This is a genomic window from Humiphilus diazotrophicus (genome assembly GCF_059726315.1).
In genome coordinates this window covers 1,422,232-1,435,288 of the sequence record NZ_AP040870.1, presented here as the reverse complement: position 1 = coordinate 1,435,288, position 13,057 = coordinate 1,422,232, and the positions used below count along the sequence as shown (strand labels likewise).

At 51.7% G+C, this 13,057-nt stretch carries 9 protein-coding genes; 7 read left to right on the top strand and 2 right to left on the bottom strand.

Translation table 11 applies throughout. The annotated features are described in order from the left end of the window. The first annotated feature begins 185 nt into the window (after positions 1-185). From AC6I7T_RS07210 to AC6I7T_RS07180, 7 genes are all read left to right on the top strand, one after another. Positions 186-665, top strand: a complete 480-nt coding sequence (locus AC6I7T_RS07210) for a DUF4126 family protein (protein ID WP_497792664.1) — start codon at positions 186-188, stop codon at positions 663-665. A gap of 109 nt (positions 666-774) precedes the next feature. Continuing rightward, entirely contained in the window at positions 775-2,814 is a 2,040-nt protein-coding gene (locus AC6I7T_RS07205) for an alpha-1,4-glucan--maltose-1-phosphate maltosyltransferase (protein ID WP_497792663.1), read from the top strand. Positions 2,815-2,839: 25 nt separating this feature from the next. After that, positions 2,840-6,175: a maltose alpha-D-glucosyltransferase gene (gene treS / locus AC6I7T_RS07200; RefSeq protein ID WP_497792662.1), complete on the top strand. Its 3,336-nt coding sequence runs from the start codon at positions 2,840-2,842 to the stop codon at positions 6,173-6,175. A 34-nt stretch (positions 6,176-6,209) separates the two neighbouring features. Next, positions 6,210-7,433 carry a hypothetical protein gene (locus tag AC6I7T_RS07195; protein ID WP_497792661.1) on the top strand — a complete coding sequence of 408 codons (1,224 nt, stop codon included), beginning with the start codon at positions 6,210-6,212 and terminating at the stop codon, positions 7,431-7,433. Positions 7,434-7,459: 26 nt separating this feature from the next. Continuing rightward, positions 7,460-8,164 carry a mechanosensitive ion channel family protein gene (locus AC6I7T_RS07190; protein ID WP_497792660.1) on the top strand — a complete coding sequence of 235 codons (705 nt, stop codon included), beginning with the start codon at positions 7,460-7,462 and terminating at the stop codon, positions 8,162-8,164. A gap of 189 nt (positions 8,165-8,353) precedes the next feature. Then, positions 8,354-9,103, top strand: a complete 750-nt coding sequence (locus tag AC6I7T_RS07185; RefSeq protein ID WP_497792659.1) for an SIR2 family NAD-dependent protein deacylase — start codon at positions 8,354-8,356, stop codon at positions 9,101-9,103. A gap of 225 nt (positions 9,104-9,328) precedes the next feature. Next, positions 9,329-10,624 (top strand): homoserine dehydrogenase, encoded by a 1,296-nt coding sequence (locus tag AC6I7T_RS07180; protein WP_497792658.1) that lies wholly within the window; start codon positions 9,329-9,331, stop codon positions 10,622-10,624. Between the two features lie 86 nt (positions 10,625-10,710). Here the strand turns inward: AC6I7T_RS07180 and AC6I7T_RS07175 are convergent, their stop codons facing one another. Both AC6I7T_RS07175 and AC6I7T_RS07170 read right to left on the bottom strand, forming a co-directional pair. Further along, the gene (locus AC6I7T_RS07175) at positions 10,711-11,352 is read right to left on the bottom strand and encodes an IS630 family transposase (protein WP_497788089.1); all 642 of its coding nucleotides are present in this window, start codon (positions 11,350-11,352) and stop codon (positions 10,711-10,713) included. Positions 11,353-11,921: 569 nt separating this feature from the next. After that, complete coding sequence (locus AC6I7T_RS07170) at positions 11,922-12,986, bottom strand: LacI family DNA-binding transcriptional regulator (RefSeq protein ID WP_497792657.1); 1,065 nt, start codon at positions 12,984-12,986, stop codon at positions 11,922-11,924. Positions 12,987-13,057: the final 71 nt, after the last annotated feature.

The following is a 13,057-nucleotide window of genomic DNA, read 5'->3' as shown; positions in this document are numbered from 1 at the left end:
ATTGCTCCAGGGTGGTTACTCCTTTTCGGAATGGCCACTCTGTTTCCGTTTTTTTATCCACCCCTTTCCGAAAATGCGGTAGGGTAGGGAGTCGACACAGCTTTATTGAAGCTGTAATTCCATAGATTTGTTGGTTTGAGTGCCGGCATAGTCCGGAGAAGTTATAGACGAAAGAAGGTTTGGCCGTGTACTCCCTCACATTCCTTCTTGCAGGCGCATTCTTATTGGGATGCATCTGCGGCTTACGGTCAATGACTGGCCCTGCCCTGATCTGTTGGGCCGCAGCGACAGGATGGCTGGATCTGAGCCATTCGCCGCTTAGCTTTCTGAGCTATCGCACCGTTTTGGTGGTAGCTACGCTCCTTGCTCTCAGTGAAATGGTTATGGACAAGACCCCGGGAACACTCTCTCGGGTAGACACGGGCCCACTCTTCATCCGTTTTGTTGCCGGAGCCTTTTGCGGTGCTGCTTTGTCCCTGCCGACACATACCAGAGTATTTTTCCCTCTTCTTCTCGGCGGTTTTGGCGCCCTGATCGGAGCTGTCACGGGGTATTGGGGGCGGAAATATGCAACCCGATTGCTGCATCTTTCCAATCTTCCCGCAGGTCTGCTGGAAGATGTAGTCGCTGTGCTTGCAGGTGTTTGGTTCTTTTCACATAGATGATGTTTCTCAACGAAAGTTGAAGCTGTACCTCATCCTTAACGAACGAAACCCGAAAAAACTGCATCTGGTTATGAGTGCGCGCGACCTCGATCAAGAGGCCGGGTGGTGAGTGTGCCAGATCGTGATTACAACAGCTACTTCTTCCAGGTCAGCTTCTCCTAAACCGTCGACAGGACGTAACCGCGTCGTCATCGAACATGTACAACCCGAATTGGATTGCGGACGCTTTCCCGTAAAGCGGGTTGTTGGAGATATCGTCAGAGTAGACGCCGATGTCTTCGCCGATGGGCATGATCATGTTTGCGCGTTTCTTATTTACAAGAATGAGCAAGAGGCGGATTGGCATTCGCTCTCGATGACTCCTCTGGGGAATGATCATTGGAGTGCTGAATTTCCTGTTACCCAACTCGGCTTTTATCTCTACACCATTCGAGGATCAATAGATCGTTTCTCCACCTGGCGCGCGGATATGCGGAAACGTCTGGAGGCGAACCAGGACGTTTCTGTCGAACTCGAAATCGGCGCACGTTTATTGGAACAAACAGCGTTGCGAGCGCGAGGTGGAGATGCCGTGCGTCTATCGCACCAGGCGCAATCTCTTCGTCAGCACCATGGTGGCAACAATTTGGCTGCAATCGCCCTGGATGAGCAGGTAGCGGCAATCGTGGCGCAATATCCCGATCCCGCCCTTGAGACTACTTATCATCGGGAACTTAAGGTTTTTGTCGATCCGATAAGGGCACGCTTTTCCAGTTGGTACGAATTCTTTCCTCGTTCTCAAGCGGCGGGGGTAGGTGCTCACGGCACTTTCCTGGACTGTATTCAGCAGTTGCCCAGAATCGCACGCCTGGGTTTCGACGTTCTCTATCTTCCACCGATTCATCCTATCGGCTTCAGCTATCGCAAAGGCAAGAACAATGCTGTTGCTGCTATGCCGGAAGATGTTGGCAGCCCCTGGGCAATTGGTTCTGCCGAGGGCGGTCATCTTTCCGTACATCCTCAGCTCGGAACATTGCAGGATTTCGAGCAGCTGGTTGCAGCTGCTCAGCAGTATCAGATCGATATTGCCCTGGACATTGCATTTCAATGTTCACCCGATCATCCCTGGGTGAAGGATCATCCGGAGTGGTTCCGTCAACGCCCGGATGGAACCATTCAATACGCGGAGAACCCTCCGAAGAAGTATCAGGACATCTATCCCTTTGATTTCGAAAGCGAGAACTGGCAAGGGCTGTGGGATGCACTGCACGAAGTATTTCTGTTCTGGATCGGGCATGGGGTTCGCATCTTCCGTGTGGATAATCCTCACACCAAGGCCTTTCCTTTCTGGGAGTGGGTAATCGGAGAGATTAAACATACTCATCCGGAGGTCCTTTTTCTAGCGGAGGCCTTTACTCGCCCTCGTGTGATGGAACGGTTAGCGAAGCTGGGTTTTTCTCAGTCCTATACCTACTTCACCTGGCGGAATACTCCTGGGGAGTTGTCTGGATACTTACAGGAATTGACCACTTCGCAGTTGCGAGAATATTTCAGACCGAACTTCTGGCCTAACACCCCCGACATACTTCCGGAATCGTTACAGATTGGCGGCAGAGCAGCTTTTATGTCGAGACTTGTTCTTGCCGCAACCCTGAGTTCGAACTATGGCCTCTATGGGCCTGCCTTCGAGTTGCTGGAAAACACTCCGAAAGAGCCGGGTGGTGAGGAATACCTCAATTCCGAGAAATATGAGCTAAAGTACTGGCCACTAGAGAAGGCCACAGAGATGGAGATGTTGATTGAGTCCCTGAACCGGGCTCGTCGTGAGAATCCAGCCCTGCAGACGAATGAAGGCCTTCACTTTCATAAGGTCGAAAATCCTTCTCTGCTTTGTTACAGCAAGACGGAGTTTCAGGGGGGGAATACCGTTCTTTGTGTCGTTAATCTGGATTTCTTCCATGCACAGGGAGCCTGGATCGAATTAGATCTGGCCGCTTTGCATCTTAGAGAAGAGGAAGTCTTTCAAGTCTTCGATCAACTGACTGGGAAGCGCTTACTTTGGCGGGGAAACAAGAATTTTCTTGAGCTGGATCCGAAGGGGATTCCGGCTGCAGTTTTTACCGTATTGCGCAAGGTGCGCACAGAGAAAGATTTTGACTATTACCTCTAGGATGAACAGGTAGGAGACGAGGAAGATGGCGCGCTCTCTGCAAGAAGCAATCGTTAAGAAGTCAAGCAGTGCTTCCGATCCTCTTTGGTATAAAGACGCGATCATCTACGAGCTTCACGTCAAGGCTTTTTACGACAGCAATAACGATGGCATTGGCGACTTTCCCGGATTGATGCAGAAGCTGAGTTATCTGCAGGATCTGGGCGTTACCTGCCTTTGGATTTTGCCGTTTTTCCCGTCGCCTCTGCGCGACGACGGCTATGACATCTCCGACTACGAGAGTGTGAATCCCAGCTATGGCACGCTGGAGGACTTCAAGGCCTTTCTGGATGCAGCACATGCCCGGGGACTGCAGGTGATGATTGAGCTTGTCATCAATCACACGTCAGATCAGCATCCCTGGTTTCAGCGAGCGCGTAATGCTCCGCCAGGATCTCCCGAACGGGATTTCTATGTCTGGAGCGATAACGACCGGAAATATAAGGATGCTCGAATCATCTTTACGGATACCGAGAAGTCCAATTGGACCTGGGATCCCGTAGCCAAAGCATATTTCTGGCACCGGTTCTTCTCCCATCAGCCGGATCTCAATTACGACAATCCTCTTGTCATGGAAGAGGTGCTGCGCATCATGCGCTATTGGCTCGATATGGGAGTCGATGGCCTACGCATTGACGCTATTCCCTACCTTGTCGAAAGGGAGGGGACCAGTTGTGAGAACCTTCCTGAGACCCATGCTGTCATCAAACGTATGCGAGCGGAGATAGATTCCGGCTATGCAAACCGCATGGTTCTTGCCGAGGCGAATCAGTGGCCGACAGATGTGCTTCCGTATTTTGGCGATGGAGATGAGTGTCATATGGCCTTTCACTTCCCCTTAATGCCACGCATCTACATGGCATTGAGACAGGAAGATCGCATGCCCATAACCGACATCATGGCGCAAACACCGGACATTCCAGGGTCCTGCCAATGGGGGCTCTTCTTGCGCAATCACGATGAGCTGACGCTGGAAATGGTAACCGATGATGAGCGCGACTATATGTATCTGGCCTACAGCGCAGATCCGCGCATGCGTGTGAATATCGGTATCCGCCGTCGGCTTGCACCTCTCGTCGATAACAATCGTCGTCGGATCGAGCTGTTGAATAGTCTGCTGTTTTCGTTTCCCGGGACTCCGATTCTCTACTACGGTGATGAGATCGGCATGGGCGACAACATCTATCTCGGCGATCGCAATGGAGTCCGCACTCCTATGCAGTGGACGGCCGATCGGAATGCAGGTTTTTCCCGCGCGAATCCAGCCCGCTTGTATAGCCCTGTCATCATGGATCCGGTCTGGGGCTATGAAGCTGTGAATGTAGAAGCACAGCAGAACGATCCGTCTTCACTGCTGAGCTGGATGCGCAACATGATCGCTCTGCGAAAGCTTTTTCGTGTCTTTGGCCGGGGGACATTGCATTTTCTCCAGCCTGCCAATCGAAAGATTCTTGCCTACGTGCGCCAGATGGAGGGAGAACAGATCCTTTGTGTAGCAAATCTTTCGCGATTCGCTCAGCCAATGCAACTGGATCTCCAAGAGTTTGAGGGCATGATTCCGGTCGAAATGATTGGTTATGTGGAGTTTCCCGTGATCACCAAGCAGCCCTATCCGCTTACTTTGGGCCCGTACGGGTTTCTCTGGCTGGAATTGCAGCCTGCGCCCCAGGAAGTCCAAGTTCCAGCCTCTGCGAATGCAGATGGAATCCGAGTGCGCGACGTCTCCAATTGGACGGAGGTCTTCTTTGGAGATAACAAGGAGGAGCTGGAAAAGAGTCTATTCCCCGGTTTTCTGAAAAGGCAGCGCTGGTTTGGTAGTAAATCGCGCGAAATGAGGCGTGTCCGCGTAGAGGACTGGGCCGACGTTCAAGCTCACGGTTCTGTACTTGTGTTTGTTACGATAGAGTATGAAAAAGGGGCTGCCGAAGGGTATCTGGTTCCCCTGTCTCTGAGCTTTGGCGACGAGGCAACGGCTCTACGCGAATCTGCGCCGAATGCGATTTTGACTTCGATCTGGTCTCCACTCGGTGAAGGTGTCCTCTATGACGCTCTATCCAATATGGAAGTTGCGAGTAACCTATTGCATCTGATCGAGGAGTCAAAGCAGATATCCTCTCAGCAGGGAGTTTTTCGTGGGTTGCCGAGTACTGCCTTGCCCGGTATTCGTGGCGATCACAGCGATGTTTTGCCACCGCGCAAGTCATCGGCAGAGCAGAGCAATACCTCTATCTTCTTTGGGGATCGCTTGATTATGAAGGTGTTCCGCCGTCAGCAGGCGGGGCCCAATCCCGATACTGAAATAGGTCGTTACCTGACGGAGAATACTGAGTTCCGCAGTATTGCTCCATTTTGTGGATCAATCGAGTATTCTACCTCCGGTTCCGAGCCAGCTACGATTGCGATGTTGCAGGGATTGGTGGCGAATGAAGGGGATGGATGGCAATGGACGCTGGAGGAACTGGATCGGTACTATGAGCGCTCTGCCGCGGTGCCTTTCCCAAATACACTGCCGTCCGCATGGCACCTGGGCAGTGCTGTTGCTCCCGAGCTGATGCAGTTGGCGAAGGATCATGCAGGATTGTCTCTCGATGCCGCTGAAACTCTAGGACGCAGAACTGCCGAGTTGCATCTCGCATTAGCGAGACCAACTCAGGATGAGGCGTTTGCTCCCGAACCTTTTAGTGCCCAGGATCTAGATCTCTTAAGGAAGCAATTGGAAGAACATGGCAGCCAAACCTTTGCTGCGCTGCGGGATGCCCTTCCTAAGTTGCCTGACGAATTCATTGAGCTTGGAGCTCTGGTGCTGAGCCGTCGTTCGGCTATTCTGGATCGCTTAGGTCATTTGCAGTCCAGAGAGATTCGCGCTTTGAAGACACGAGTACACGGTGATTATCATCTCGGTCAGACACTGCGTGTAAAGACGGACTTTGTCATTCTCGATTTTGAGGGCGAGCCCGCTCGTCCCTTATCGGAGCGGCGTGCTAAGCAGTCGCCGATGAAAGACATTGCAGGCATGCTGCGTTCCTTCGGTTACGCGGCATACAGCGCCTTGATGAAATATACCTCACGGCGGGCAGATGCTTATGCAACTTTGGAGCCCTGGGCCAAGCTTTGGGAGCGTGCTACTTCGGCAGCCTTCCTTGAGGCATATCGAAAGGTTGTAGCTGATAGCTCAATTCTTCCCACGGATGAAGCTGCTTATTGTGCTTTGTTGGAGGCTTATGTCCTGGATAAGGCGCTTTACGAGTTGACTTATGAGTTGAATAATCGGCCCACATGGGTACGAATTCCGCTCCTCGGACTATTATCACTTCCGGTATAACAGCGTGCCGCAAGAACAAAGAAGAGAGAGAGTTATGCCTAAAGCGGAAGAGCATGAGGCAATTGAGGGGCACACAATTTCGATTCAGACGGCGGATCTACTGATTGCTATTTCCGGGCCTGCTCCACAGGAACTGGAGCATTGGACCGCCATCGCCGATGCGATATTGAAAGATCCCGCAATGAGTAATTCTGCGATTGCGCTGCCCTCGGAAAGCAGTCGCGTAAGTTCGACAGTCCCTTTGTCACCCTCGACTATTCCTATCCATACTTATACTGCACCACAAACAAATACCGTCGGTATTCCCGGGATTGTTCCGAATTCCAGTTATCGATCGCTTTCTGAACTGGCCGCAAAACTTCAGGCTCGTGCCGTGCTGATTTTTGCCCCTGATCCGGGAGCCCTGGATTCTTCAATGATACGAGTTCTGGCCGATGCGGTTCTGAACGGAGAACATGACCTTTGCTTGCCTCTCTATTCCATGGCTCCATTCGATGGTTTACTGAATCGGGCGATCTTTTCTCCGTTTGTAAGTGCGTTGTATGGCCGCCGGATGCGCTTCCCGCTTGCCTCGGACTTTTGCATGTCTACCCGCTTGCTGGATCGTTTGGCAAGTTTGCCCACCACTATGCAGGGGGACATCTCTTGGCCGTCTATTGAAGCTGTTGCAGCAGGATTCACAGTCTGCGAGGCGCACGTAGGTGTAAATCATCAATTTCAGAACGACAACCTTGACCTCAGCGCCGTGCTCAATGCTTTATTGAGTTCCTTGTATGCAGAGACGGAACGATATGCCGCTCTTTGGCAACGCCATCGTGGGGTGCAGCCTATGCGCTTGATCGGCTGGCCTGACGCTGTTCCGCATTCGGATCTCAATATCGATGTGGCTCCTATGCGGGATGCATTCTTACTCGGATTCAGTAACCTGCAGGAGGTGTGGTCCATGGTATTACCTCCTGTAGCGTTAATGGAGCTAAAGCGTCTGTCGAAACTGCCTCTGGAGAAGTTTCAGATGCCTGATGCTCTGTGGGCGCGGATTGTGTATGACTTTGCTCTGGCGTATCGATTGCGCCCCATCAGTCGTGCTCACCTGCTTGGAGCTCTCGTCCCGCTTTATCTCGGATGGGTCGCTTCCTATGTGCAAGGTTCGACAAATGGAAATGCACTGCAACTTTTACAGGATTTAGAGCGGGCCTTTGAGGAGAATAAGTCCTACTTCGTCTCGCGCTGGCGTTGGCCGGATCGTTTCAATCCATAACGTGCAGGGGAACAAAGGAGAAGCTTATGTGGGATCAGGTAAGAATATCGCTCCAGCAATCTATGGAGAGAGTTGTAACAAAGGTTGCAACTCTTCTTCCTGGTATTGTTGCGTTTGCCGTCGTTATGGTTTTCTTCATTGCCCTCGGCTGGCTACTGGCGTTGCTCGTGCGCAAGCTTCTAACAGCCATGAAGCTGGATGAGAGATTACAGCGTGGTTCGGAAGCCCTGGCGGAGTGGTCTCCGTCTCATACTCCAACCACTCTCACTGCTCGCGTTGTCTTCTGGTTGTGTGTGACTGCGGGAGTTTTGGTCGGGCTCTCAACCTTCGAAGCCGCTGCATCTGAAACCGGTGTCGCAACTTATGTGTTTGCGTATGTGCCACGCATTATTGGCGCAGTCATTCTGCTGTTTATCGGAAATATCGTTGCCCGGTTCCTTTCCCGGAGCGTTTTGATTAGCTCGGTGAATATGAACCTCCAGTATGCCCGGCTTTTGAGTACCGGGGTAAAGTGGCTGGTCATGGTTTTGACTGCGGCCATGGTTCTCGATCATCTTTCAATTGCTGGTTCTATTGTCGATCTTGCCTTTGGAATTCTCTTTGGCGGTATCGTTTTGGCGCTGGCATTGGCTGTAGGCCTGGGATCGCGAGATCTTGTCAGCCGCTCTCTGGAGCGAGAGAGCGCGCGTGTAGCCGAGCCTCGTCCAGAGAAAAAGCTTCATCATTTCTGAGCTCCCCCAGGGCTGGCTGGCATACAGGTGGACGCAATCAAAGATGAGTAACGGAGGCTTCGTTGACTTGTTTGCATCGGTGAAACCTCCATGCCCAAAACTCCGTAATCAGGCGCTTTGAAGACTGGATCGATCTTTGAATGCTTCTCGCGAGGGTCTACCATTACTTAAAAGGTAGGTCCTGGACGAATGAGTACTGCAAGAGAAAAGCTTCAAATTGGCCCCGAGGAACGCGTCTTTGTTCTAACAGGAGCAGGTGTCAGCGCTGAGAGTGGAATTCCCACCTTTCGAGCCAGCGATGGCTTGTGGGAGGGCTACCGTGTGGAGGATGTGTGTACTCCTGAGGCCTGGGAGCGCAATCCTGCTGGAGTGTGGGACTTTTATGCTGCTCGCAGGAAAGCTGCCTTCGAGGCAAAGCCGAATCCAGCCCACGTTGCACTTGCCAAACTGGAAGAAGAAATGGGAGACCGTTTCTTTCTCTGCACCCAGAATGTGGATGATCTTCACGAACGTGCCGGTTCGAAGCGCCTGGTACATATGCATGGAGAGCTAGCCAAGGCTCGTTGTGAGGACGACTGTGGTGCTCCACCTGTGAACGATCGCCGGATTTACAAGTCCTTCGATGAGGTAGGACGGTGCGGCTGTGGCGCCAGATTACGTCCTCACATCGTCTTCTTTGGCGAAATTCCTTTGGAAATGGATCACATCAGTTATGAACTGGATCGTTGCACAACCATTATTGTGGTTGGAACCTCTGGTGCGGTGTATCCCGCAGCTAACTTTGTTCAATGGGCGGGCCGGGGAGCACACACAGGGCAGAACGGTGTCCGGAAGATCTATGTTGGACCCGAACGTCCAATGAATGCTGCTGCCTTTACGGATCTTGCTTTGGGCAAGGCCGGAGAGATGCTTCCCGGGCTGTTTGTCGTGAATGCATAAGCCACTGTTTTTGAGCCGATTCAGGAATTCTTCTGAAATTGATACTGATGAGTGATACGCATCGTCATTTTTGGAGTGCTTTGGGGCCTGGTTCGGTATGATCATGACTATACGATTTCTGCGAATGCACACCTAAACAAGAATGCAGGTACAGGTTTGTGCTCTTCGGGAGAATTCTCCTTGAGGTAGAAAGCAGGAAAGCATTGAGGGAAAGCCAAGGTTCCGATGAATACGCGTTTGAAGCAGTCTGCTAAAAAAGCTAAAGTCTCCATCAACTCCTCAAATCTGAAAGTAGCCATTCTTGGCTTTGGAACCGTAGGTAGTTCCGTAGCTCGCATCTTGTGCGATAGGAAGTTTAAGGGCTTGGAGTTGGCCTATATCTTCAATCGTGGAGTAGAGCGGAAACGTGTCTCCTGGGTTCCGAAAACTGTGCAATGGACTGAGGACATTAAAGAGGTTCTCTCTTCAGACGTAGATGTTGTTCTGGAACTGGCCGGAGGTTTGGATCCTGCCGGGCAGTGGGTTCGGAAGGCGCTGCTGGCAGGAAAATCCGTCGTCACCGCTAATAAGAAGCTGATTGCCTATGAGGGCATCGCACTGGAAAAGCTTGCCCGGAGGCGCGGAGTGCATCTACTCTATGGCGCCGCTGTGGCTGGAGGGATTCCTGTCATCCCCGCAATTCAGCAAGGTCTTGCTGGGGACAAGATGGAACGCCTGGAAGGCATTCTCAACGGTACTTGCAATTTCATGCTGAGCAAGATGGAGAATGGCGAGGAGTACGACGCTGTTCTTGCGGAAGCTCAGTCTCTGGGCTATGCCGAGGCAATTCCCACAGAAGATGTCGATGGCTTCGATGCCCGAGCAAAGCTCGTAATCCTGATGCGTCTGGCTCTTGGCTTCGATGTGGCTCCCGATGATTTGAGCTGCCGTTCCATCCGCAAGATTGCCGCTATTGATTTCTCCTATGCGAAGGACTTGAATTGCACGATTCGCCAGATTTCGCGCGCGCAGTTTGAGAATGGAGCTCTTGCGGCAGTTGTTGGTCCTATGCTGGTCCCTAAGAATTCTCCTCTCGCTTGGTCGCGGGGTACGGAGAACATGGTGGTTTCAACAGGACGCTATGGCGGAAATGTAGTTTTCTCCGGACATGGCGCCGGGGGGCATCCTACAGCTGTGGCTGTAGTGAGTGACCTGCTTGCCGTGCTGCATAATTCGCATCCGGTCAAGCTGCCCTGCCGCAAAATCGATGCTAGCGGCGAGCCTCCAGTTCCGCACTACATTCGTTTTGTTGTAAAGGATCGACCCGGAATCGTCTCTCAGATTGCAGGTGCTCTTGCCGAGCACGGGATCAACATTAATGCTATTTTGCAGCGTCCGGGATATCCCCAGCAGCAACTGCCGTTTGTTGTGACGGTGGAGCCCTGTAAGGCTTCTGCACTCAAAAGAGCCTTATCCAAGATCTCTAAACTGGATTTCCTGATTGAGCCACCCTTGGATATGCAGATTCTTCAGGAAGCATAAAGAAATTGACCGGCAGGAAGCAGAACAGTGTTCCTGCCGGTCTTTATAGCTTTTGAGCAACGCCAGTTCCTAGAGCATTTTTCGAATTAGTGTAGACCATTTATACAGAGACGGAACCAAGCCTGAGCATTATCAGGGGAAATAAGCTTGAGAGCGTCGGCTATAGCTTGCTCAAGGGATTCTCTGGTTCTAGCTTTGGCAGCCCGAAGCAGTTGTTTGAGCTTAGCCCAAGCCTTTTCGATCGGATTCAGATCGGGCGAGTAAGGCGGCAGGTATAGCAATTCTGCTCCAGCGGCCTCGATCAGCCTCCGTACGCCGTTGACCTTATGGGAACTCAAGTTGTCCATTACCACCACATCGCCAGCTGTCAGTGCCGGACAGAGTATGTGTTCGACATAGGCTAGGAATATCTCCGCATCGGTAGCGGCTTCGATGGTCATCGTTGCTACCATGCCACGAAAACTCATTGCTCCCAGGATGGTCATGATTTTCCATTGTCCTCCAGGAGTAGATTCGTGTATACGAGTGCCTCCGAGGCAACGGGCATAACGCCTCGTCATCGAAGTTGTCACACCACTCTCGTCAAGGAAGATCAGCCGTTCCAGACTTGTCGCCTGGATCTTGGCGACAAATTCTTGGCGTCGCTGGCGGTTCGCTTCGGTATCGCGTTCACTGGCATAGAGCGACTTTTTTTCAGCCGTAAACCCAGTTTCCGAAGTAGAAACCAAATCCGCCCCAAGCTCAGTTCCACGCTTGCTTCATTGTGCAACTTTGCTTGCACTTCAGCCAACGTTAAATCCGGCTCCGCTTCCACCCACGCTATTACCTGCTTTTGCTCTCTGGCTCCGACGTGTGGTTTTCTCCCGGGACGATGAACAACTCGCTCGGCTTGACCACTATGCTTCCGCTGGCTGGAAACCTTCTTCGCCCAACCTACACTTACTCCAAATAGCTCTGCCAATTCCTCCAGCGTCCCATTCCCATCATCATAGGCTGCTAGGAACTTACGTCGCAGATCATCTTCGTAGGCTTTCGCCATTGCTTTGCTTGTCGCTGAGTTTCGCCATGCTCAGTCTACACTAATTCGAAAAATGCTCTAAAGCATTTCCCTCAAAATGTAGCCAGGTGGCAGAGGTGTACGCAGCTTTCTTCCATCCTCGGGATATCCTATAGATGGCCTCGCAAAACTATAGGTAGAGAGTGTGCCTTCCGAGGGCAAATACTTCTGCAAACGTATCTGATGAAGTATCAATCTTGATAAATGTATAGAGCAAAAGTTGCAACGACTGTTTGCTGGTTACTTTTTTGCCTTTGCTGGCTGGTTACTGACCGGGCCGGAGGATTCGCGGACTACTAATTCCGGCTGCATCACAATCTCCTCCGGATAGACCTTCGTAGGATGAGCGATACGATCAAGCAAAATTTCTGCGCCTTGTTTCCCCATTTCCAGGAGCGGCTGCCGTACGGTGGTCAAGCTGGGCTTGTAATATCCTGCACTGATAATGTCATCGAAGCCGATGACAGAGATGTCCTCTGGGATTCTGAGTCCGGCATCCTGGATCGCTCGGATCGCGCCGATTGCGGTAATGTCGTTAAAGCAGACGAGTGCGGTGAAATCCTTTGTCTTTGCCAGAAGATCCTTCAGTGCCTTGTATCCGAATTCCGGCGACCAGATGTTCTCGTTGAGAAACAGACATAATTCCGGCTTCATCTCCAGTCCGAGTTCCGCTGTTACCTGCTGTATCCCTTGCCAGCGGAATTCCGAGTCCACGATGAACTCTGGCCCATGCATGAAGGCAATTTCCCTGTGGCCGAGATCATAGAGATGTTTCAACGCCAGATGTGCTGCCTGATAGTGATCCAGGACGATATTGGTTACGCCCTCAACCTTTCGATGTGCTGAGATTGCTACTACTGGAACTGGAACGGTGAAATCCGCCGGCGTATTCAGCAGCAGGAATCCATCTACGGCCCGCTCCATCATCAATCGCGGATATTCTTCCAGCAACTCTGTGCGCCAGTAATGATTGGCGGTGAAGTAGAAATAATGGTCCTTCAGGAGCTTCTGTTCAACGCCGTTCATGACCAGGGTGAAATAGCCTTCACTCAGGTCAGGAGCCAGAACGCCAACCGACATGCTCTTGCTTTTACGCAGGGAACGCGCAAAATAATTAGGACGATAGTGGAACTTCTTGGCCGCGTCCAGGACGCGCTGGCGAGTTTCTTTGGGAATCGATTTCCCCGCTGGAGAATTGTTGAGTACTAGTGAAATGGTAGTTTGGGACAGTCCAAGATAGGACGCCAGGCTACGAAGATTCACATGTTCGCCAGGTTTAGTTGCAGAAACCTTACTTTTCGCCATACGCGATGTTTTAGCACGTTTGAATGTGAGGTAACACGATTTTCTTCAGTAGAGTTACCAAACCATCCACT